The organism is Pseudomonas sp. CBZ-4 (assembly GCF_000346755.1).
Lineage (GTDB): Bacteria > Pseudomonadota > Gammaproteobacteria > Pseudomonadales > Pseudomonadaceae > Aquipseudomonas.
In genome coordinates, this window is record NZ_ANNV01000161.1 from 40,514 (window position 1) to 62,918 (window position 22,405).

The 22,405-nt window shown below is 62.3% G+C and carries 21 protein-coding genes; 8 read left to right on the forward strand and 13 right to left on the reverse strand.

The annotated features are described in order from the left end of the window. Window positions 1-37 precede the first annotated feature (37 nt). Together B348_RS0123355 and B348_RS0123360 are read right to left on the reverse strand one after the other, a co-directional pair. A complete protein-coding gene (locus tag B348_RS0123355; protein WP_017738450.1) occupies window positions 38-715 on the reverse strand; it encodes an anti-sigma factor domain-containing protein in 678 nt (225 codons plus the stop codon). Then, a complete protein-coding gene (locus B348_RS0123360; protein WP_032865124.1) occupies window positions 712-1,338 on the reverse strand; it encodes a sigma-70 family RNA polymerase sigma factor in 627 nt (208 codons plus the stop codon). The genes B348_RS0123355 and B348_RS0123360 overlap by 4 nt, the downstream gene beginning before the upstream one ends. 150 nt (window positions 1,339-1,488) lie before the next feature. Here B348_RS0123360 and B348_RS0123365 point away from each other — a divergent pair, with 150 nt between their 5' ends. Together B348_RS0123365 and B348_RS0123370 are read left to right on the forward strand one after the other, a co-directional pair. Continuing rightward, window positions 1,489-2,061, forward strand: a complete 573-nt coding sequence (locus B348_RS0123365; RefSeq protein ID WP_017738452.1) for a DUF2780 domain-containing protein — start codon at window positions 1,489-1,491, stop codon at window positions 2,059-2,061. 180 nt (window positions 2,062-2,241) lie between these two features. Next, on the forward strand, window positions 2,242-3,033 hold the full coding sequence (locus tag B348_RS0123370) for a hypothetical protein (protein ID WP_017738453.1): 792 nt from the start codon (window positions 2,242-2,244) through the stop codon (window positions 3,031-3,033). Between the two features lie 17 nt (window positions 3,034-3,050). Here B348_RS0123370 and B348_RS0123375 read toward each other — a convergent pair whose 3' ends face one another. Next, complete coding sequence (locus B348_RS0123375; protein ID WP_017738454.1) at window positions 3,051-3,965, reverse strand: acyltransferase; 915 nt, start codon at window positions 3,963-3,965, stop codon at window positions 3,051-3,053. Between the two features lie 186 nt (window positions 3,966-4,151). Here B348_RS0123375 and B348_RS0123380 point away from each other — a divergent pair, with 186 nt between their 5' ends. From B348_RS0123380 to creD, 4 genes are read left to right on the forward strand one after another with little or no spacing between them, the layout of a single operon-like run. Next, window positions 4,152-4,652 carry an ATP-dependent zinc protease gene (locus B348_RS0123380; protein ID WP_017738455.1) on the forward strand — a complete coding sequence of 167 codons (501 nt, stop codon included), beginning with the start codon at window positions 4,152-4,154 and terminating at the stop codon, window positions 4,650-4,652. Between the two features lie 9 nt (window positions 4,653-4,661). Beyond that, on the forward strand, window positions 4,662-5,330 hold the full coding sequence (gene creB, locus B348_RS0123385) for a two-component system response regulator CreB (RefSeq protein ID WP_017738456.1): 669 nt from the start codon (window positions 4,662-4,664) through the stop codon (window positions 5,328-5,330). Further along, window positions 5,330-6,769, forward strand: coding sequence for a two-component system sensor histidine kinase CreC (gene creC / locus B348_RS0123390; RefSeq protein ID WP_017738457.1), 1,440 nt, complete (start codon window positions 5,330-5,332; stop codon window positions 6,767-6,769). The genes creB and creC overlap by 1 nt, the downstream gene beginning before the upstream one ends. A gap of 51 nt (window positions 6,770-6,820) precedes the next feature. Continuing rightward, window positions 6,821-8,194 carry a cell envelope integrity protein CreD gene (gene creD / locus B348_RS0123395; protein WP_017738458.1) on the forward strand — a complete coding sequence of 458 codons (1,374 nt, stop codon included), beginning with the start codon at window positions 6,821-6,823 and terminating at the stop codon, window positions 8,192-8,194. A gap of 174 nt (window positions 8,195-8,368) precedes the next feature. Here the strand turns inward: creD and B348_RS0123400 are convergent, their stop codons facing one another. From B348_RS0123400 to B348_RS0123435, 8 genes are all read right to left on the reverse strand, one after another. Beyond that, complete coding sequence (locus B348_RS0123400; RefSeq protein ID WP_026137008.1) at window positions 8,369-8,998, reverse strand: glutathione S-transferase N-terminal domain-containing protein; 630 nt, start codon at window positions 8,996-8,998, stop codon at window positions 8,369-8,371. A 134-nt stretch (window positions 8,999-9,132) separates the two neighbouring features. Next, complete coding sequence (locus B348_RS0123405; RefSeq protein WP_017738460.1) at window positions 9,133-9,315, reverse strand: hypothetical protein; 183 nt, start codon at window positions 9,313-9,315, stop codon at window positions 9,133-9,135. Further along, complete coding sequence (locus B348_RS0123410; protein WP_017738461.1) at window positions 9,312-10,406, reverse strand: PepSY domain-containing protein; 1,095 nt, start codon at window positions 10,404-10,406, stop codon at window positions 9,312-9,314. The genes B348_RS0123405 and B348_RS0123410 overlap by 4 nt, the downstream gene beginning before the upstream one ends. Before the next feature lie 61 nt (window positions 10,407-10,467). Then, window positions 10,468-12,897 carry a TonB-dependent siderophore receptor gene (locus B348_RS0123415; protein WP_017738462.1) on the reverse strand — a complete coding sequence of 810 codons (2,430 nt, stop codon included), beginning with the start codon at window positions 12,895-12,897 and terminating at the stop codon, window positions 10,468-10,470. A 203-nt stretch (window positions 12,898-13,100) separates the two neighbouring features. Beyond that, entirely contained in the window at window positions 13,101-14,069 is a 969-nt protein-coding gene (locus B348_RS0123420) for a FecR domain-containing protein (RefSeq protein WP_017738463.1), read from the reverse strand. Next, window positions 14,066-14,584 carry an RNA polymerase sigma factor gene (locus B348_RS0123425; protein ID WP_017738464.1) on the reverse strand — a complete coding sequence of 173 codons (519 nt, stop codon included), beginning with the start codon at window positions 14,582-14,584 and terminating at the stop codon, window positions 14,066-14,068. The genes B348_RS0123420 and B348_RS0123425 overlap by 4 nt, the downstream gene beginning before the upstream one ends. 145 nt (window positions 14,585-14,729) lie before the next feature. Beyond that, entirely contained in the window at window positions 14,730-15,437 is a 708-nt protein-coding gene (locus B348_RS0123430; protein ID WP_017738465.1) for a PolC-type DNA polymerase III, read from the reverse strand. Next, window positions 15,434-17,356: a putative nucleotidyltransferase substrate binding domain-containing protein gene (locus B348_RS0123435; RefSeq protein ID WP_032865129.1), complete on the reverse strand. Its 1,923-nt coding sequence runs from the start codon at window positions 17,354-17,356 to the stop codon at window positions 15,434-15,436. The genes B348_RS0123430 and B348_RS0123435 overlap by 4 nt, the downstream gene beginning before the upstream one ends. Window positions 17,357-17,602: 246 nt before the next feature. Here B348_RS0123435 and B348_RS0123440 point away from each other — a divergent pair, with 246 nt between their 5' ends. Then, the gene (locus B348_RS0123440) at window positions 17,603-18,049 is read left to right on the forward strand and encodes a response regulator (RefSeq protein ID WP_017738467.1); all 447 of its coding nucleotides are present in this window, start codon (window positions 17,603-17,605) and stop codon (window positions 18,047-18,049) included. A 176-nt stretch (window positions 18,050-18,225) separates the two neighbouring features. Here B348_RS0123440 and B348_RS0123450 read toward each other — a convergent pair whose 3' ends face one another. Further along, a complete protein-coding gene (locus B348_RS0123450) occupies window positions 18,226-20,403 on the reverse strand; it encodes a malate synthase G (protein ID WP_017738469.1) in 2,178 nt (725 codons plus the stop codon). 266 nt (window positions 20,404-20,669) lie between these two features. Here B348_RS0123450 and B348_RS0123455 point away from each other — a divergent pair, with 266 nt between their 5' ends. Then, the gene (locus tag B348_RS0123455; RefSeq protein ID WP_017738470.1) at window positions 20,670-21,182 is read left to right on the forward strand and encodes a glycine cleavage system protein R; all 513 of its coding nucleotides are present in this window, start codon (window positions 20,670-20,672) and stop codon (window positions 21,180-21,182) included. 223 nt (window positions 21,183-21,405) lie between these two features. Here B348_RS0123455 and rarD read toward each other — a convergent pair whose 3' ends face one another. Then, window positions 21,406-22,290, reverse strand: a complete 885-nt coding sequence (gene rarD / locus B348_RS0123460; RefSeq protein ID WP_017738471.1) for an EamA family transporter RarD — start codon at window positions 22,288-22,290, stop codon at window positions 21,406-21,408. Between the last annotated feature and the right edge of the window lie 115 nt (window positions 22,291-22,405).

Below are 22,405 nucleotides of genomic sequence, written 5' to 3' on the forward strand. Positions count from 1 at the left end.
TTTTTGCCGGTCTGGATGTGTAAACACCAGTCGTTTATCAGCGAGTTGCCAGTGCGCCCTGGTACAGCACGGGACCCGTAGGCTGGCCGGTCGGTGAGCCGCCGCGTGGCTCCAGGCTGACCGCCAGGGTCAGCGGTTGGGTGAGCAAGGCTTGCTGCGCCCGATTGAGCGGGATCCGACCTTTGCCGCTGCCAGGCACCAGGCCTAGGGAGATCGGCTTGCCGCCGCCTGGAATCGCCCACAGCTCCAGGTCTCGCGCCGGTTCCACGGCGGCCAGGGTCAGCGCCTCGACTTGCAGATGATCGCCCACCGCCTGGACCCGCAACGCCGGTTCCTGGCTGGCGTTGACCAGCGTGGCGTTGTACGTCACGCCCGGATCGCGCGGGTACAGCACGCCTACCAGCAACGCCACGCCCACTGCGCATGCGGCCGCCAGCAAGCGTACATTCCTCCACATCGGCTTCCTCACCGGCAGATGCAGCACCTGCGGTTCGATGCGCGCCTGGATGCCTGCCCATACGTGGTCCGGTAGCGGATGTTCAGGCAGCGTGCCGGTCAGGCTGGCCAGGGCATCCTGCCAGTGGCCGAGTTCGACTCGCAGTGCTGGATCTTCCAGCAACAAGCGGTCGAATCGACGACGAGCGGTAGCCGGCATCAGCCCGATGGCGTAGTCGGCGGCGAGCGCCCGGCGCAGTGGTGTGGTTTGGTAGTTCATGATTCAAGGCACCTGCGCAGGCGCTCCATGCCGCGACGGATCCAGGATTTGACCGAGCCCAGGGGCGCGGCCATATGCTCGGCCAGCTCCGCGCACGACAGGCCCTTGAAGTAAGCCACGCTGATGGACTGGCGTTGCAGGCCGTCGAGGCTATCGAGGCAGCGGTTCAGGGCATGGGCATCGCGTTCGCGGTCGAGTTGTTCGTGGGCGCTGGGGCTGTCGTCGAGCATCGCATCCTGCTGACCGTCGGCCAGGGGCTGTTCGCGGCGTTTGCGCAGTTGGTCGATGGCCAGGTTGCGGGTGATGTTGACCATCCAGGTCATCGGCGCCGCCAGGTGGGCCTCGTAGCGCGAAGCGTTGTACCAGATGCGCACGAAGGCTTCCTGCAACACGTCTTCAGCCAGGTCCGAGCGGCCCATGAACCGCAAGGCGACACCGTGCAAGCGCGGCGAAACACTACGGTAGAGCGTTTCGAAGGCCTGGCGGTTGCCCAAGGCGCACTGCGCGAGCAAGGCGCTCAATGGGTCTGCATCGTTGATCGGAATAGGGCTTCTCCAGGCACTCGGACGAGGGCGACGGGACTGCGCACGGTAGGCAAAGGGTAGTTCAGCTTGTGCGTTCATTCCATGCCACTCCCGGCGGTGCTGCTGGGATATACGCACGGGCGGATGATTCGGATGCAGCTTTTTCTGAACTAATCTCGATATGGGAACAATCCTTCGGGATCGTCAGTCAAACCCTCGCTTTAGCTCCTACTTTCAGAGGTTGTCTTGATGAAGATTTCACGCGGTTTCGCCCTTTCCTGCCTGATGACCCTGGCGGCCAGCCCGGCGTTTGCCGCCGGGTTCAGCCTTGGCGATGCCGCCAATGCCATTTCCGGCATGCAGGGTGGCAACAACAAGGCCGCCGCAGCCGCACCGTCGTCCGAGACAGCCGGCTTGCTGAGCGCACTGACCTCGCAGCTCAACATCACCCCCGAACAAGCCGTCGGCGGCACCGGCGCCATGCTGGGCCTGGCGAAGAACAAGCTGAGTGGCAACGACTACTCGCAATTGGGCAACAGCGTGCCGGGTCTGGATCAACTGTCGGGCAACAATGCCTTGGGCAGCCTCGGGGCCTTGAGCGGGATGCTCGGCCAGGCGGGCGGCAGCAAGGTCAGCGGCCTGGACGGTCTGTTGGGCAACGTGAAGAGCACCAATGACCTGAATACGGCGTTCAGCGCCCTGGGCATGGACAGTGGGATGATCGGCCAGTTTGCGCCGGTGATCTTGCAGTACCTGGGCGGGCAGGGTGCCAGTAGCTCGGTGCTGGGCAAGCTGGCCCAGGCTTGGGGGACTGGCGGTTGACTGTGTTTGCCTTGGGTAGGCAGGTTTAACCGCAATATTGGGGGCTGGTTGTCGTCGTAATAAATTGTGGTGAGGCGCTGGGAACGGTAGGAGTTGTGAGGGCCACGCAGTAGTACCTTTCACAGCATCGCGATAGTTGATCTGTAGGAAGGTTCAATCAACTGCCCCACTGGTGAACACATGACTTCTGTCAACCAGCTTCAGAATACAGTGCAGACCTTTATCAACCAGCTCAACAGCCATGAGCAGAGTCAAAAAACTGGACAGGTTGGCGCAAACGCAGCGCATAGCTCGCAGATCCCGACGTGGTTAATGCAGGATTTGCGCAATGACGTGAAGGCCGTACTTGATGGAACCAATCCTGATAAATCAGTTGCCAACCTGCTGAAAAGCTTGCAAACACTCCAGACATATATCGGCAGGGAAAGCTCTCGCAGCGATGGAGCGGCGAAAGAATGGCCAGCGGGTAAAGAGCTGCCTTCCGGCGGGGTCGAGATTATAAAGGGGAAGGACGGCCAGCCAATAGTGGTCGGGCCGGCGAAACAGTGGACTGGCGACGCAACGATGCCAGGTGAGGTCAAGCTTACCGATGAAGCGGCTATGCGAGGTGTGAAGGAGTGGCCAGCCGACAAAGAGCTGCCTTCCGGCGGGGTCGAGATTATAAAGGGGAAGGACGGCCAGCCAATAGTGGTCGGGCCGGTGAAACAGTGGACTGGCGACGGAGAGATGCCAGGTGCGGTCAGTCTTAAAGGCCTGCAGTCGAAGACGTCGAAGTCCCTGGACGATAAGGCTGACACTGTCGCTTCAACGCTCAAGAAGCTCCTGGATGGCGGCGCTACCGGCGCAGATGCCCGACGGGTCTTGGCCGATCTGCGCTCGGCCATTCAAGATCTTGTTGGCGTTGGCGCTACGGCCAGTGACGCCGAACAGGTACGAAAGGCTCTAGTGAATAGCCTGCAGTCGCAGGCCTGAACATTGAACCGAAAACACTAAGGCTCCAAGGTTCTGTGAGCGGTCCCGCCGCGTTCATTTGAAAGCGCTTGTATACGCAGGTCCTTCTCCGTCCAGAGCTGGTTCACCCAGTTCTGGATGGTCTGGCGAAACGCCGGATCGTTCTCGTAATCCCCCTGCCACAACGCCGGGTCCAGTTCGCGGGTGCGGATATCAATGATCACTTTCGGCACTGCGCCGCTGATCAAGTCCCAGAACCCTGGCGTCTTCTCCTGTGGATAAACCACGGTGACGTCGAGGATCGCGTCCAGTTGTTCACCCATCGCCGCCAGTACAAACGCCACGCCGCCCGCCTTGGGCTTGAGCAGATGGGTAAAGGGTGATGACTGCTGCGCCCGTTTGGCCTCGGTAAATCGCGTTCCCTCCAGATAATTGACCACCGTCACCGGCTGGCGCTTGAACAGCTCGCACGCCTGCCTGGTGATCTGCAAATCCTGCCCGGCCAGCTCCGGGTGTTTGGCCAGGAACGCCTTGCTGTAGCGTTTCATGAACGGGTAATCCAGCGCCCACCAGGCCAGGCCAAGGAAGGGCACCCAGATAAGCTCTTTTTTCAGGAAAAACTTGAAGAACGGCGTACGCCGGTTGAGGGCCTGGATCAGCGCGGGGATATCCACCCAGGATTGGTGGTTGCTGATCACGAGGTAGGAGGTGTCGCGCCGCAGGTCACTGCCGCCGCGAATGTCCCATTGAGTGGGGATGCACCGCGCAAAGATCAGCTTGTCGATCTCGGCCCAGGTCTCGGCAATCCACATCACTGCCCACGACATGGCGTCGCGCGAGCGGCCGGGGGCGACCAGCTTGAGCAGGGCAAATACCATCAGCGGGCCGATCAGGACCAGGGTGTTGAGCAACAGCAGCAGGGTGACAAAACAGCCGGTGAGCAGGCGGCGCATAAGCAACTCTTGGATTCTTGTGGGCGGGTCATCATAAGCAAGGAGAGTCTAGAGGCCAAATCGCAAATCGCCGGAAGAATGTGATCGTGTGATGTGATCGTTCCCACGCTCTGCGTGGGAACGAGCTAACTAAGTAGGGTCTTTGCGGTCTAGAATCCGCCTACTTCTTTCCGAGGACATCCCTTCGTGAAACTGTTACTTGCTGCGTTCGCCCTGGTTGCCGTGCCTGTCATGGCCGCCGAACCGACCCTCTACGGTCGCTACGAATACATCCAACTGCCGGAGATCGGCCAGACCTTCAAGGCCAAGATGGACACCGGCGCCCTGACGGCCTCGCTCTCTGCGCGCAACATCGAAACCTTCCAGCGTGACGGCGACGACTGGGTGCGCTTCCGCCTTGGCGGCAAGGACGCGTCCGACAAGGTCTTCGAACACAAAGTCTCGCGCATCAGCAAGATCAAGAGCCGTGCCGACGAAGACGACGACAAGGACGAAGCCACCGTGGCCAAGCGTCCGGTGATCGACCTGGAAATGTGCCTGGGCAACGTCAAGCGCACCGTCGAGGTCAACCTCACCGACCGCAGCAGCTTCAACTACCCGCTGCTGATCGGCGCCAAGGCCCTGCGTGAATTTGGCGCTGCGGTGAACCCGGCGCGTCGTTACACTGCGGACAAACCGGACTGCTGACAGAGCCCCATGCCCCACATCCTGATTGTCGAAGACGAAGCGGCGATAGCCGACACGCTGATATTCGCCCTGCAAGGCGAGGGTTTCACCACCACCTGGCTGAGCCTCGGCCAGGAGGCGCTGGCCCATCAGCGTCAGGTGCCGGCCGACCTGATCATCCTCGACATCGGCCTGCCCGACATCACTGGCTTTGAAACCTGCAAGCAACTACGGCGTTTCAGCGAAGTGCCGGTGATGTTTCTCAGTGCCCGCGACGGTGAGATCGACCGCGTGGTGGGGCTGGAAATCGGCGCCGACGATTATGTGGTCAAGCCGTTCAGCCCACGGGAAGTGGCAGCGCGGGTCAAGGCGATCCTCAAGCGCGTCGGCCCCGGTGTGGCGCCGGCGGTGTTCCAGGTCGACCTGGAGCGCATGCAGATCAGCTATCGCGGCCAGCCGTTGAGCCTGACCCGCCACGAATTCCGCCTGCTGCAAAGCCTGCTGGAGCAGCCTGAGCGCGTGTTCAGCCGCGAGCAATTGCTGGACGCGGTCGGCGTGGCGGCGGATGCCGGCTATGAGCGCAATATCGACAGCCATATCAAAAGCCTGCGCAGCAAGCTACGCAGCGTGGCGGCCGACGCCGAGCCGATCCAGACCCATCGCGGCCTCGGCTACAGCTACAGCCCGAGCCACAGCTGATGCGCCTGGGGCTGCGGATCTTCCTGGTGTATGCGCTGTTTATCGGCCTCACCGGCTACTTTGTGCTGAGCACGGTGATGAAGGAAATCCGCCCCGGCGTGCGCCAGTCCACCGAAGAAACCCTGGTGGACACCGCCAACCTGCTCGCCGAGATCCTGCGCGATGACGTGAAGAACGGCACCCTCGGCCAAAGCCACTGGCCCGAATGGCTCAAGGCCTACGGCAATCGCCAGCCGGGGGCGACCATCTGGGGGTTGCCGAAAAACCAGGTCAACCACCGCATCTACGTGACCGACGCCAAGGGCATCGTGCTGCTCGACTCCACGGGCGAGGCGGTGGGCCAGGACTATTCCAAGTGGAACGACGTGTACCTGACCCTGCGCGGCGAATACGGTGCGCGTTCCACCCGCAGTGCGGAGGACGACGCCACGTCGTCGGTGATGCACGTCGGCGCGCCGATCCGCGACAACGGCGAGATCATCGGCGTGGTCACCGTGGCCAAGCCCAACAGTTCGTTGCAGCCCTATGTGGACCGCACCGAGCGGCGCCTGCTGTGGTACGGCGCCGGGCTGGTGGTGCTGGGCCTGTTGCTCGGGGCGTTGTTGTCGTGGTGGCTGACGGTCGCGTTGCGTCGCCTCACGGCGTATGCCGAGGCCGTCAGCGAAGGCCGCCGTGCCGAGTTGCCGCATTACCGTGGCGGTGAGTTGAAGCAGTTGTCCACCGCCGTGGAGCACATGCGCACGCAGCTGGAAGGCAAGGCCTACGTCGAGCATTACGTGCACACCCTGACCCACGAACTGAAAAGCCCGCTGGCGGCGATTCGCGGCGCGGCGGAGCTGTTGCAGGGTGATATGAGCCGTGAGCAGCAGCAGCGGTTTGTCGGCAATATCGACAGCGAAAGCGCGCGCTTGCAGCAGTTGATCGAACGCCTGTTGAACCTGGCGCAGGTGGAGCAGCGCCAGGGCCTGGAAGAACAGGCGAGCATCCCGCTGGCGGCGATGGTCGAGGACATGCTCACGGCGCAATGTGCGCGGATCGAGCGAGCAGGTTTGCAGGTGGAACAGTTGATTGCTGCCGATGTGAAGGTCTACGGCGAGCCGTTCCTGTTGCGCCAGGCCCTGGGCAATCTGCTGGACAATGCGTTGGATTTCACGCCTGCGGGCGGCACCTTGACGTTCAGCGCGCACGCGCAGCACAACGACGTGCACATCCGCGTGTTCAACCAGGCGGCGCCGATTCCCGACTACGCCCTGCCACGCCTGAGCGAGCGCTTCTACTCGCTGCCACGCCCGGCCAGCGGGCGCAAAAGCACCGGCCTGGGCCTCAACTTTGTCGAAGAAGTGGTGAAGCTGCACGGCGGCACCTTGCAGATCGGCAACGTACCCGGCGGCGTGCAAGTGGTGCTGCATCTCCACACAGTCTCCACATTGCCGACATAAACCCCCCACACAGGCTGCCCAGACTCGCCCCATCAAAACAGGGAGAGTCCCATGAACCGCAGTCTGCTTTTCAAACTCGGCGCGATTGCGCTGCTGATGCTGGTATTGCTGATTCCATTGCTGATGATCAACGGCATCATCGGCGATCGCCAATACACTCGCGACACCGTGCTGGAGGATATTGCCCGCAGTTCCAGCTACAGCCAGCGCCTCACCGGCCCGGTGATGGTGGTGCCTTACCGCAAGACCGTGCGCGAGTGGAAGCTCAATGAAAAGCTCAACAAACGCTACGAAGTCACCCGTGAAGAGCGGGGTCGTCTGTATTTCCTGCCGGACCGTTTTGAGCTCGACGGCAAGGTGCAGACCGAACTGCGCGCGCGGGGCATCTACCAGGCGCGGCTGTTCCATGCCGACAACCGCATCAGTGGGCGCTTCGAGTTGCCTGCGCAGTTGGGCATCACTGAAGACTTCGCCGATTACCGCTTTGAGCCGGCGTTTCTGGCGGTGGGTATCAGCGATATTCGCGGCATTGAAAACGCGCTGAAACTGGAGCTGGGCAGCCAGCAGCTGGACTTCGAACCCGGCTCCCAAGTGGACTGGCTGGGGGAAGGCGTACATGTGGCGTTGCCGCAACAGGACAGCAAAAAGCCCTACGTCGTGGACTTCGCCTTTGACCTGCGCCTGCAAGGCACCGAGCAGTTGCAAGTGGTGCCGGTGGGCAAGATCAGCCAGGTGGCGCTGGCCTCCAACTGGCCGCACCCGAGCTTTATCGGCAATTTCCTGCCAGCCCAGCGGGACGTTACCGACACAGGCTTTACCGCCAACTGGCAGACCACCTTCTTTTCCACCAACCTCGAACAGGCGCTGCAAAGTTGCCTGGACGGCCAAGGCTGCAAGGACTTCACCAACCGCAGCTTCGGCGTGAACTTCATCGACCCGGTGGACCAGTACCTCAAGAGTGACCGTGCGATCAAATACGCGCTGCTGTTTATCGCCCTGACCTTTGCCGGCTTCTTCCTGTTCGAAGTGCTGAAGAACCTGGCAGTGCACCCGATCCAATACGCGTTGGTGGGCTTTGCGCTGGCGTTTTTCTACCTGCTGCTGTTGTCGTTGTCCGAGCACATCGGCTTCGCCCTGGCTTACCTCATCTCCGCCAGTGCCTGTGTGTTGTTGATCGGCTTCTACGTCTGCCATGTGCTGCGCAGCATCAGCCATGGGCTGGGCTTTTCGGCGGGGTTGGCGGCGTTGTATGGCTTGCTCTACGGGCTGTTAAGTGCCGAGGATTACGCGCTGCTGATGGGCTCGCTGCTGTTGTTTGGTTTGTTGGGCACGGTGATGGTGCTGACGCGCAAACTGGATTGGTATGGGGTGGGCAAGCGCAAGGCGGTGGAGCCGTTGCAGTTTGATCTGGAGGGGGTGCAATGATTGGGTTAAGGGAAGATCAGCAGATGAAGGCGCGGATGATCGACTACCTCAACCACGCCACGGGACTATGTGGGAGCTGGCTTGCCTGCGATGGCGGGCTGTCAGTTTGCACCTGCTTGGCTGACCCACCGCTATCGCAGGCAAGCCAGCTCCCACAGTGGGCAGCGGTGAGCTTCAGGCAGGCGGCTGGGTCTGCTGCATCGAAGGGCGCTGGCTGACCTCGGCGTACCACGCGGCAAGCTTCGGGTTATCAAGGCGCCATTGCAGGTCCGGATGGCGGAAATCCAGGTAACCCAAGGCACACGCCACACTGATCGCGGCAATGTCGAAGTGGCTGGCCAGTTCGGCAATCGCGTCCGCTTCCAGCTCGGCGACACTGCGACGGATCTTGTTGCGCTGCTCGTCCAGCCACTGGTCCCAATGTTTCTCCACCGGGCGCATGGCGGTCTCGTAGCGCACCAGCACGGCGGCATCCATGATGCCGTCGGCCATCGACGCCAGGGTCAGGCGGCGCCAGCGTGCCGAGCCGTCGCGGGGGATCAGCGGGTTGCCGACGTGCTGGTGGTCGAGGTAATCGAGGATCACCCGGCTGTCGTGCAGCACCGAACCGTCGGCCAGGCGCAGGGCCGGGATCTTGCCCACGGGGTTGCCTTGCAGCACGTGCGGGTCGGGCTGGATCGGCGTCGGCAGGGTGGCTTGCAAGGCCACGCGGTCTTGCTGGCCGGTTTCGAGCAGCAGCACGCGGACTTTGCGCACGAAGGGGGAGGCGGGGTTGTGGAACAGGGTCATGGTGGGCATGGGCATTCCTCAAGATGGCAGCGGCTAGCCTAGAGGCATTGGTGGTGTTTTTGAAGGCCTCATCGCGGGCAAGCCCGCTCCCACAGTTGACCGTGTTCACACATCAACCTGTGGGAGCTGGCTTGCCTGCGATAGCGCCCTCAGCCCCGCCGCTTAAACAACCCCCAAACACCAATCACCGCCGGCACCCCCAACCCCACCCAACTCAACGAATCCCACCACCCGTCCCCCAGCAACGCCGCAAACAAACCGGCGGCACTGAGCAAACCAATCCCCAGCGGAATCGCAAACACCTTCCAGAAACTCGATTGCCTTGGCTTCATGTCTTACGCCTGACGATCCACAGATAAACCCCAGTGCCCAACACGATGATGGTCAGCACATCCAGCACCGCCCACAGGATCTTCATCGGCATGCCGCCATAGTCGCCAAAGTGCAGGGGCTGGGACATGCCCATGGCGTCCATGTACCACGGCCGTTCGGCGATGGCGGTGACGGCCAGGGTGCTGGCGTCGATCAGCACCGGCGTGAGCAGGTGCGAGGTCAGGTGGGTGCTGCCTTTCATGAACACCGCATAGTGATGCTCGCTGGAAAACCGCGTGCCGGGGAAGGCGATAAAGTCCGGCCGCATGCCGGGCGCAGCCTTGGCGGCGATGGTCAACAGTTCGCTGGCCGGCGCGCGTTGGGTCAGCGGCGGCGCGTGTTTGTACGGCTCGACCATGGCGCTGAGGCTGTCCTGGCGCCACGCGGCGATGATCAGGTCGGCGCAGGCGCTGATCACACCCGTGACGCCCACCACCAGCGCCCAGGTCAGGGTGACCACGCCGAGCAGGTTGTGCAGGTCGAGCCAGCGCAGGCGCGTGGATTTGTCCTGGCGCACGGTGGCGAACTTCAAGCGCCGCATGAACGGCAGGTACAACACCGTGCCCGAAATGATCGCCAGCACAAACAAGATGCCCATGAACGCCAGCAGCAACTTGCCCGGCAACCCGGCGAACATATCCACATGCAGGCGCAGCAGGAACAGGGTGAAACCGCCATTCGCCGACGGCATCTCCACCGCATCCCCGGTACGCGCATCCAGCATGAAGGTGTGGGACGCGTTGGGCTCGGTGCCGGCGGTAGCCGCCATGATTGCAATCACGCCGTTTGCGTCGTCTTCGTCCCAGGCCAGGTATTGCATGGCTTCGCCGGGGCGATGGGCCTGGGCCTTGGCCACCAGTTGCTCGAGGTTGAGCTGCGGCGTGTCGGCAGGCATGTGCGCCAGCTGCGGCTCGTTGCCCAGCAGGTGGTCGATCTCGTGGTGAAACACCAGCGGCAGGCCGGTGAGGGCGAGCAGCAGCAGGAACACCGTGCAGATCAGGCTGGTCCAGGTGTGGACGAAGGACCAGCGGCGGATGGTTTTGCTTTTCATTTTCCAGCCTTCAGACATGCCAAGGCCGCCCATTGGGCGGCCCGGTTGTTAACTCAGCCGATTACCACTGGTAGGTGGCACTGGCGACGACGCTGCGTTGGTCGCCGAAGTAGCAGTAGTTGGCGTCACAGGTCGACAAGTAGTCCTTGTTGAACAGGTTGGTGGCGTTGAGCTTCACCGATGCGCCCTTGAGGCTGGTGTCCAGGCGGCCGAGGTCGTAATGCACCGAGCCGTCGAACACGGTGTAGGCGTTGGCCTTGCCCAGCCAGGTGTTGGCCTGGTCGCCGTAGGTGTTGCCGGTGTAGCGCGCGCCGAAGCCGATGCCGAAACCATCGAGCGGGCCGGTGTGCCAGGTGTAGTCAGTCCACAGCGAGGCTTGCTGGTTGGGCATCAAGGTCAGGCGGTTGCCTTTGTAGATGCCTTTTTGCACTTCGGACTTGGCCAGGGTGTAGGCGGCGATGACCTTGAGGTTCTCGGTCACGTCAGACACGGCTTCCAGCTCCAGGCCCTTGACCTTCACTTCGCCGGTCTGGCTGTTGATCTGCTGGTTGCCGGCGCCGAGGGTAGTGACTTGCACATTCTTCTGGGTCAGGTCGTAGACCGCTGCCGTCAACAACGTGTTGGAGCCGGGCGGCTGATACTTGACGCCCATTTCCCACTGCTTGCCTTCGGTCGGTTTAAACGTCTTGGACGCACTGGTATCGGCGTTGCTCGCTGGCTGGAACGATTCGGCGTAGGACAAGTACGGTACGAAGCCCGAATCAAACACATAGCTCAGCGCCGCGTTGCCGCTGAAGTGTTTGACGCGGTCGGTGTTGGTTGCATCGCTGTCGTTGAAGTAAGTGGTGGCCTGATGCACCCAGTCTTCACGCCCGCCCAGGGTCAGGCGCCATTTGTCCAGGGCCATCTGGTCTTGCACATAGAGGCCGGTCTGCACGGTTTTCTGGTTGTAGTCGTAGAACGGCCGGACGTCGGTCGGGCGTACTGTCGGCGTAGTATTGATCGGGTTGAAGATGTTGGTCCCCGAGGCGGTGCCGTAGATCGCACGGTAGGACGTATCGGTACGCTGGTGATCCAGGCCCAGCAGCAGGGTGTGGATCACGTCGCCGGTGACGAAGTCGGCCTGGAAGTTGTTGTCCACGGCGAACTGGCCGATGTTTTCGTCCACGTTGGTGGTGGAACGGCTGATGTTGCCCGCCGCATCGGCTGGCGAGTAAGCGTAGGAACCCACGGTCAGTTGCTGGAACGACAGCTCCGACTTGGTGTAGCGCAGGTTCTGCTTGAACTGCCACGTGTCGTTGAAACGGTGCTCGAACGCGTAGCCCAGCGCGTAGTAGGTACGGTCGTAGAACTCGTAGTCCGGGTCGCCGAGGTTCTTGTGATGGGACACTTCGCCCAGCGGCGATTTGATCTTGGTGCCCTGGATCGGCATGAACTGGCTGGTGGTGCCGGTATCGTCGCGGGTGAACTGCGAGAGGAAGGTCAGCTTGGTGTCGGGATCCATGTTCCAGGTCAGGCTGGGGGCGATGTTGTAGCGCTTGTTGTCGATATGATCGACCTGGGTGCCGGCATCGCGCACCACGCCGCTGAGGCCGTAGAGGAACTGGCCTTCATCGTCGATCTTGCCGGTGCTGGCGAAGTTGATCTGACGGTAGTTGTCGCTGCCGTATTGCACTTGGACGGCATGGCTCGACTCTTCGCTGGGGCGGCGGCTGACCATGTCCAGGAGGCCGCCCGGTGGCGTCTGGCCGTACACCGACGACGCCGGGCCACGCAGCAGGGCGAGGCGGTCGAGGTTCCAGGTCTCGGCCTTCGGGTTGGCGTACACGCCGCGTGGCAGTGGCAGGCCGTCGAGGAACTGGGTCGGTTCGAAACCGCGCACCCGCATCCAGTCGTAGCGGGTGTCGCTGCCGTAGCTGGCGGAGACGATGCCGGGCATGTATTTGACCGCGTCATCCAGGTTCTGCACGTTGCGGTCTTGCATCTGCTGGCGGGTGGCGACGGAAATCGAGCGTGGCGCCTCGACCAGGGCGGTGTCGGTCTTGGTGCCGGCGGCGGTGCGCGTTGCGACATAACCGTCCACCGGGCCCCAGGCGCTTTCAGTGCTGCCTTGGCCAATGATATTGGTCTCCGGCAACGCCACCACACCTTCCGGGATCGCCACCAGCGTGTAAGTCCCGGCGCTGCTCTGCTCCAGCTGCAAGCCCGTGCCACGCAACGCCTCGCGCAGTGCGCCTTGTGCATCGAACTGGCCTTTGACCGGAGCCGAGGTTTTACCCGCAGCGAGCGCCGGGTTGAGGGTCAGCGCCAGGCCCGCCTGGCTGGCGATCTGGTTCAAGGTACTTGCCAGGGGAGCCGCCGGCAGGTTGTAGGCGCGCACGCTGGAGGCCTGTTCGGCGGCGATCAGCAACGGGCTGGCCAGCGGGGCGCTGAGGGCGATGGCCACGGCTAACAGGCTGGGGCGCAACAGGGTGTCTAGCGTGCGGGACATGGGGCGGCTCCTGAATGGAAATATTTCTCAATTGCCTAGGTGCCGAACGAGAATCGAAAAGTGATAGGGCTGGGTGAAAATATTTTTTGGGTGTTCTTGAGGGCCTCATCGCAGGCAAGCCAGCTCCCACATTTGATTTGTGAACACAGTCGAGTGTGGGAGCTGGCTTGCCTGCGATAGCAATCGCCCAGGCACCCCAGAACCTAAGGCTTGGCGCCGACAGTCACCCACCACGGCGTATGCTGCTCGATCTGCACCGGCAATGTCGGCAGCAGCGCATTCAGCGCCAGGGTCGTGTCATGCAGCGGGAAGCTGCCGGTAATGCGCAGGTCCGCCACATTCTTATCCACACCCAGGTGCCCGGTGCGGTAGCGCGCCAGTTCCGCCACCACATCCCCCAGGCGCGCGTTGTCCACCACCAGCATGCCGCGCGTCCACGCGTCGGTGGCGGGGGTGACGGCCAGCGTCGGGCCCAGGCCATCGCTGCGCATCAGCACCTGCTGGCCTTCCTTGAAGATCTGTTCCTGCGGCAACGCCTCGGGCTGGGCGCCGACCGCCGATTGCAGCACGCTCAAGCGCGTGGCGTCGTCTTCGCGCCTGACGATAAACCGCGTGCCCAGCGCCCGCAGGCTGCCGTCGCGGGTCTGCACATAGAACGGCCGCGCGTCGTTGTGGCCGGTCTCGACGAGGATTTCGCCCTCCTGCAACACGATCAGCCGGCGTTTTTCATCGAAGCGCACGTCGATGGCACTGTGGGTGTTGAGGTTGATCAGCGTGCCGTCCGCCAGTTTCAGCGTGCGCTGCTCGCCCGTGGCGGTGCGCTGGTCGGCCAGCCAGTAGTGGATCGGCACATAGCGTTCCCCGGCAAACAACGCCAGGCCAATCACCACGGCGATGCTCGCCAAACCACTGCCGAGCTTGCGCACCCGCTGGCGAATGCCCTCGCGTGACTGCAACAACGCCGCCCGTGCCGGGCCCGAGGCCGCGCTGAAACGCTGGTCGAGCATGCCCAATTGGCGCCAGGCACGGGCGTGTTCTTCGTCGCTGGCCAGCCATTTGTCGAACTCTTCGCGCTCCACCGGGCTGCCATCCCCGGAATCGAGGGACAGTTGCCAGGCAATCGCCGCATCCAGCACCCGGGCCGACACCGGTTTGGAACTGATCACGCTCACAGCGGCTCGCCATACAAGGCGATGTAGCACTGGCGAATGCCCTGGGCCAGATACTGGCGCACACGCGGCACCGACACGCCGAGGCGTTGGGCGATTTCCGCGTGGCCCAGGCCGTCGAGGCGGTTATAGAGGAAGGCGGCGCGGGCCTTGCTCGACAGCTTGCCGAGCAGGCGGTCGATGGCCTTGAGGTCTTCGAGGATCAGTTGCTGCGCTTCCGGCGACGGGTGTTCGCTTTCCGGGATCAGCATCAGTTCGGTGAGATAAGCCTGTTCCAGGGCGGCGCGACGGAAGTAGTCGAACAGCAGGCCCTTGGCAATGGCCACCAGGAACGCCCGTGGTTCGCGGGGTTCGCGCAGCTCGTCACGGCCCAGCAGGCGCATGAAGGTGTCCTGGCTCAGGTCTTCGGCGCGGCTTGGGCACGCCACGTTGCGTCGCAGCCAGGCCAACAGCCAGCCACGATGGTCGCGATACAACGCGCCAACAAGCTCACTGTGTGGGTTCTGGATCGACGACAAGGCATCACCTGGCAAACAAAACGTTTAAACTAACGAGAATTATTCGCGATTGTGTCAGAGGCGTCGGGTGGGCGCAATTGGCGTCTGTCGGGTGATCGTTCCCATGCTCTGCGTGGGAATGCCTCACAGGACGCTCCGCGTCCCGCTAAAAAGAGGGCGCCTGTTTACGCCGCTTCCATTGGCTCAAACGCTCGTGCAGCGCTTGCGGCGTGTCGATGTGCTGCTGGCGCGCGCGGCTGAACAGGATCAGCATCAGCTCGGCCGTGGCCAGGGCGTCGGCGCTGGCGTGATGGCGTTCGCCCACGTGCAGGTTGAAATGGTTGATCCAGTCATCCAGCCCGGCTTCGCGGATATGCGCCTCGGGACACAGCAGCGGGGCGATATCCGCCACATCCAGGAACGGGTGGGCCAGGCGATAACCCAGGCTGTCCTTGAGCGCCCGGCTCAGCATGTGTTGATCGAACGGCGCATGAAACGCCAGCAGCGGGCTGTCGCCGACAAACGCCATGAAGTCCAGCAGCGCTTCCACCGGATCGCTGCCGGCCGCAATCGCGCTGGGGCCGAGGCCGTGGATCAATACGCTGGGGCCAGGCTTGGCTTCGGCCCGTTGCAAGGTGCGCTCGAACATCTGCGAGAAGTCCACCGCACCGTCTTCGATCACCACAGCACCGATGGACAGCACCTGGTCGCGGTTGAGGTTCAGGCCGCTGGTTTCCAGGTCCAGCACCACCCAGCGCTGGTTGCGCAAGGTGCCCGTTCCCAGTGCGGCAGGCGTGGGCAACTGCGCCAGACGTTGCTGTTGCGGGGTGTCGAGCCGTGGTTTTTTCGCACGCAACCAGCTGAATAGGCTCACAGCTGATACCGCAACGTCAGGCTGCTTTGCAGGCGCTGGGCCTGGCGCAGGGATTCGCGCAGGATGCGCCGGTCGAGGTGGTTGAGGCTGTCGGGGTCGACGCGGTTGGAATAGGGCTGGTTTTCCCGGGTCTGCAACTGATGCTGCTGCATGCGGGTTTGCTGGATAAAGTGATACGCCTCCTCATAGGCGGCGCCGTCCAGCGGTTCGATGACTTCCTTGACCACCAACTGGCGCAGGCGCTCCAGGGTGTTGTTGGCGTGGATGCCATTGGCCAGGGCCAGCAGGCGCGCACCGTCGACAAAGGGCGTGAGGCCCTGCACCTTGAGGTCCAGCGTGGCCTTTTCGCTGCCTTTACGCGACAGCACAAACTCGCGGAAACGTCCTACGGGCGGGCGCTGGCGCAAGGCGTTCTCTGCGAGCATGCGCTGGAACAGCCGGTTGTCCGCGACTTGATCGAGAATGCCCTGGCGCAGCTGCTCACAGCCGCGTTCATCGCCCCACACCACGCGCAGGTCGAAATAGATGCTCGAACCCAGCAGATTCTCCGGCGTGGCCTCGCGGATAAACGCTGCAAAACGCCGCGCCCATTCGGCCCGCGACAGGCACAGCTCGGGGTTGCCGGCCATGATATTGCCTTTGCACAGGCTGAAGCCGCACAGCGCCAGGCTTTGGTTGATCTGCTGCGCCAGCGGCAACAACTGGGCACGGATCTGCGCGGCTTCGGCGGCGTCCTTGGCGTCGAACAGGATGCCGTTGTCCTGGTCGGTGTACAGCGTCTGTTCGCGGCGGCCTTCGCTGCCGAAACACAGCCAGCTGAACGGCACGCCAGGGTCGCCTTTTTCCGCGAGGGTCAGCTCGATGACCCGGCACACGGTGTGATCGTTGAGCAGGGTAATGATGTGGGTGATCTGGGTGGACGACGCGCCATGGGCGAGCATGCGCTCGACCAACTGGCCGATTTCGCCGCGGATCGCCACCAGGTTGTCCACCCGGGGCGCGTTGCGGATGGTGCGGGCCAGGTGCACCAGGTCCACCCGTTGCAGGGAAAACAGGTCGCGCTCGGACACCACGCCACACAATCGCTGATCCTTGACCAGGCAGACGTGGGCGATATGCCGCTCGGTCATGGCGATGGCTGCGTCGAAGGCGCTGTGGTCCGGGGTCAGGTAGAACGGTGCCTGGGTCATGTGGCCGGCGATGGCCTGGCTGAAATCGCTGACACCGTCCGCGACCACGTGCCGTAGGTCGCGCAGGGTGAAAATCCCCAGGGGCGCCTTGTGCTCGTCAACGATCACAATGCTGCCGACCTGTTGCTCATGCATCAGCGTCACCGCCTCGCGCAGCGGTGTGGCTGGGCTGCACGTCACCGGGTGGCGCATGGCCAACTCGCCGAGGCGGGTGTTCAGGGAGTATTGGGTGCCGAGGGTCTCCACGGCTTTTTGCTGGACCTGCTGGTTGACCTGGTCCAGCAGGCTGCTCACGCCGCGTAGGGCAAAGTCTCGGAACGGGCTGGAAAGGGCAAACAGTTTGATAAACGCCGGCTTGTTCAGCTGCAGGCAGAAAGTGTCCTCAGCGGCTTTATGTTCGGTGCGGGTGGCGCGCTCGCCCAACAGCGCGGCGAGGGGGAAGCATTCGCCGGTGGCGATTTCGAAAGTGGTCTCGGCCGAGTCCGGCCGTTCGCCGACCACACGGCCCTGCTTGACGATATAAAAGTGTTCGACGGGCCCGCCCGACGGCTTGAGGATGCTCTCGCCGGGGCCAAAGAAGCGCAATTGGCACTGTTCCACCAGAAACGCCACATGCGCGTTTTCCATCTGGTTGAACGGCGGGAAGCGCTGCAGGAACTGCAAGGTGCCGTGAATGTTCTGCAACACAGCAGTTTTCCCCGCCTGGGCGAAGGCATCAGCTTTACTCATAACAGTGACCGCAATTTTATTGTCGTTATCGTCCTGCATGGTCGGCTCCTGCGGGGCGGGTGCCCATTGGACGTAAGTCTAGGTCCCGGGAGCCGGCGTAAACCTAGGGAAAAACCTTACATGAAGATTGTGCAAAACCCGTAGAACGCCCACTAGGCAAACTTTCCGACGAAGTGCACATTGTTCGCCCTTCCGCAGATGTCTGACGAGTGTGCTGGGAGATTGATGAGAACTGCTGAGAACCGTATGTCCGACCACGATATTTTGAGTGATGCCGAGCGCGAGGCGCTGAGCGCCGTGATGCTGGAGCCTGATTTACCGCCGCAACGGGTGTTGATCGTCGATGACGACAAGGACGCCCGTGAACTGCTGGCGGAAATCCTCGGGCTGGACGGTATTCGCTGCATGACCGCCGAGAGTGGCGAGGCGGCGTGGGCATTGTTGCAGTCCAGCGGTTCCATTGGTCTGCTCATCACCGACCTGCGCATGGCGCCCAGCAACGGTTTGGAGCTGATCCGCAAGGTGCGCGAGTCCACACGGGCGGCGTTGCCGATCATCATCATGTCGGGGGACGCCGAAGCATTGGATGTGATCGATGCGATGCATCTGAGCGTGGTGGACTTTTTGCTCAAGCCGATTGATAGCGTGAAGTTGGCGAAGATGGTCAAGCGGGAGTTGGGGATGGCGGCCTGATTTTTGGGGTGACTGGGCGGGCCCTATCGCAGGCAAGCCAGCTCCCACAGTTGACCGCGTACATCCTGTAGGAACTCGGTCAACTGTGGGAGCTGGCTTGCCTGCGATGGGGCCGCCACATTCACCACAACTCCCCAAAGAAAAAGCCCCGGTCTCTCAACCAGGGCTTTTTTCATTTACAGGCCATTCTTGGCCTTGAACTCCCGACGCCTGCGGTGCAACACCGGCTCGGTATAGCCATTCGGCTGTTTGGTTCCTTCAATCACCAACTCCACCGCCGCCTGGAACGCGATGTTGCTGTCGAAATCCGGTGCCAGTGGGCGGTACAACTTATCCCCAGCGTTCTGACGGTCCACCACCGGCGCCATGCGCTTGAGGCTTTCCAGCACCTGGGCTTCGTTGACGATGCCGTGGCGCAGCCAGTTGGCGATGTGCTGGCTGGAGATGCGCAGGGTGGCGCGGTCTTCCATCAGGCCGACATCGTTGATGTCCGGCACTTTCGAGCAGCCGACGCCCTGGTCGATCCAGCGCACCACATAACCGAGGATGCCCTGGGCGTTGTTGTCCAGCTCGTTGCGGATTTCTTCGTCGGACCAATCGGTGTTGGTCGCCAGAGGAATGGTGAGGATGTCGTCCACCGAGGCGCGTTCGCGCGTGGCCAGTTCGGCCTGGCGGGCGAAGACGTCGACCTTGTGGTAATGCAGCGCGTGCAGCGCAGCGGCGGTCGGCGACGGTACCCAGGCGGTGTTGGCACCGGCCAGTGGGTGGGCGATTTTCTGTTCGAGCATCGCCGCCATCAGGTCGGGCATCGCCCACATGCCTTTACCGATCTGCGCACGGCCTTGCAGGCCGGTGCTCAGGCCGATATCGACGTTCCAGTTTTCGTAGGCGCCGATCCATTTTTCCGCCTTCATTGCTGCCTTGCGCACCATCGCGCCGGCTTCCATGGAGGTGTGGATTTCATCGCCGGTGCGGTCGAGGAAGCCGGTGTTGATAAACACCACGCGCTCGCTGGCCGCCTTGATACAGGCCTTGAGGTTGACCGTGGTGCGGCGTTCCTCGTCCATGATCCCGACTTTGAGGGTGTTGCGCGGCAGCTTCAGCACGTCTTCGATGCGACCGAACAGCTCGTTGGTGAACGCGGCTTCTTCCGGGCCGTGCATCTTCGGTTTGACGATGTACACGGAACCGGTGCGGCTGTTCTTGCGGCTGCTGTTGCCGTTGAGGCTGTGGGTCGCCGCCAGGCTGGTGACCAGGCCGTCGAGGATGCCTTCCGGCACTTCGTTGCCGTCTTTGTCGAGGATCGCGTCGATGGTCATCAAGTGGCCAACGTTGCGCACGAACAGCAGGGAGCGGCCGTGCAGGGTCACGTCCTGGCCATTCACGCCGGTATACACGCGGTCGGCGTTCATGGTGCGGGTGAAGGTCTTGCCGCCCTTGGCCACTTCTTCGGCCAGGTCGCCCTTCATCAGGCCGAGCCAGTTGCGGTAGATCACCACTTTGTCATCGGCATCGACGGCGGCGACGGAGTCTTCGCAGTCCATGATGGTGGTCAGCGCGGCTTCCATCAGCACATCTTTGACGCCGGCGGCGTCGGTCTGGCCGACCGGGGTGCTGGCGTCGATCTGGATTTCGAAGTGCAGGCCATTGTGTTTCAGCAGCACGGCGGTGGGTTGTGCCGCGTCGCCGTGGAAGCCGATCAGTTGCGCGTCGTCGCGCAGGCCGCTGTTGCTGCCGCCCTTGAGGCTGACGATCAGCTTGCCGTCGACGATCTTGTAACCGGTGGAGTCGACGTGGCTGCCGGCGCTGAGCGGCGCGGCTTCGTCAAGGAAGGCGCGGGCGAAGGCAATCACTTTGTCGCCACGCACTTTGTTGTAGCCCTGGCCCTTTTCGGCGCCGTCGGCTTCGCTGATGGCATCGGTGCCATACAGCGCGTCATACAGCGAGCCCCAACGGGCATTGGAGGCGTTGAGGGCGAAGCGCGCATTCATCACCGGCACCACCAGCTGCGGGCCGGCCATGCGGGCGATCTCGTCGTCGACGTTTTGGGTCGTGGCCTGGAAGTCTGCGGCTTCTGGCAGCAGGTATCCGATGTCTTGCAGGAAGGCTTTGTAGGCCACCGCATCGTGGGCCTGGCCGGCGTGGGTCTGGTGCCAGGTGTCGATGCGCGCCTGGAAATCGTCGCGTTTGGCGAGTAGGGCTTTGTTCTTCGGTGCCAGGTCATGGATGACCTTGTCGGCACCGGCCCAGAACTGGTCGGCAGTAATGCCGGTGCCGGGAATGGCTTCGTTGTTCACGAAGTCGAACAGGACTTTGGCGACCTGCAGGCCACCGACTTGAACGTGTTCAGTCATTGCTTGCCTCACTCTGCACAGCTTAAGCGCTTTTTAGATTTTCATTATGTAGTGCCAGGTTGCGCATACTACATGATGACTTGCGGTTGTGAAAATTAGACTAAATACGTCGTTTAGCGACCCACTTTGGTCGTACGGTCACAGCGGAGAACGGGATGTTCTCAAAAAACTATTGGATTGTTCCAGATAAATCTAAAAATGGTACACGATTTGTTTTCGGTGGCCGTCGAGTCCACCTTGTAGATTGAATTCCAGAGGGCATCGCCATGGACCATCTTGTACTCACAATTATCGCCGCCGACAAACCCGGCCTGGTTGAACGTATTGCGCAGAACATCGCCGCCCACGGCGGCAACTGGCTGGAAAGCCGCATGGCCCACATGGCGGGGCAATTTGCCGGGATCTTGCGGGTCAGTGTTCCCACAGAAAACCGTCAGGCATTGGTGGGCGCGCTGGAGGACTTATCCACACACGGCATTCGTGTGCTGGTGGGCGAGGGCAGCAGTGGGCAGGCTAGCGCGTCCAGATCCATCATGATGACGCTGGTGGGCAATGACCGTTCAGGCATCGTGCGCGAGATCACCGCGCTGCTGAGCAAGCAGGGGGTGAACCTGGAGAGCCTGAGCACCGATGTACGCCCGGCGCCGATGAGCGGCGACCCGCTGTTCACCGCCGAGGCGCTGTTGCAGGTGCCCGCGGCGCTGTCCCTGGATACCTTGCAGCTATCCCTGGAAACCCTGGCCGACGACCTGATGGTGGAACTGCATCACGAGGAATAATCTGCCCACAAGGTTATGCATGAAAATCTTGCATGGGCCTGTGGATAACCTGTAGAGACCCGGCGCCAGGCCACGCCGGCCGGGCGTCTTCACTGTTTGAGCAAAAAACGAGCAATTTCAAAAGCTTGTGCACAAATGGCGGGGATCAGGCTGTGGATAACCTTGGGGTGGATGTCTGCAAGCCACGCCGGCTGTGGCTTGCAGAGGTTTGTACGTTATTTGATCAGCGTTTGCGCACGCTCAGCCACGCATCCACGCTGTAGACCACCAGGCCGGCCCAGATAAACGCGAAGGCAATCAGCGTGCTCGGTGCCAGGTGTTCACCGAAGAGCAGCACGGCTTCCAGCAGCACCAGGGTCGGCGCGACGTACTGCAAAAAGCCCAAGGCGGTGTAGGGCAAATGCCGTGCGGCGGCGTTGAAACACACCAGCGGGATCAGCGTCACCGGGCCTGCGGCCACCAGCCACCAGGCTTCGGACGTGCTCCAGAACGCCAGTTGTGCACTGTGGGCGGTGGGGTTGAACAACAACCACGCCACGGCAATCGGCACCAGCATCCACGTTTCCACGACCAGCCCCGGCAGTGCCTTGACCGGCGCCTGTTTGCGGATCAAACCGTAGAAACCAAAGGTCAGCGCCAGCACCAGCGACACCCACGGCAAACTGCCCACCTGCCACACCTGCTGCGCCACACCCACCGCTGCCAGCGCGACCGCGGCCCACTGCAAGCGCCGCAGGCGTTCGCCGAGGAGCAGCATGCCCAGCAGCACATTCACCAGCGGGTTGATGTAGTAACCCAGACTCGCTTCGAGCATGCGCCCGCTGTTCACCGACCACACGTAGGTCAGCCAGTTACCCGCAATCAACGACCCGCTGAGGGCCAGGATCGCCAGGCGCTTGGGGTTGTCGCGCAGTTCACGGAACCAGCCGGGGTGCTTCCACACCATCAGCAGCAAACCGCCGAACAGCGCGGACCACAACACGCGGTGCACGATGATTTCGGCGGCCGGGACGCTGGCGATGGCTTTGAAGTAGAGCGGGAACAGGCCCCAGATGACATAGGCGCTCAGGCCCAGGATGTAACCCTTGCGGGGGTTGGCGGCGTGCATTGCAGAATCCTTGCTTAGGCAGCTAACAAAGCGCGATTGTAAGGATATTTATCGGGTCATGGGTGGCGCTTTTCTGTGGGAGCTGGCTTGCCTGCGATGGCATCACCTCGGTGTC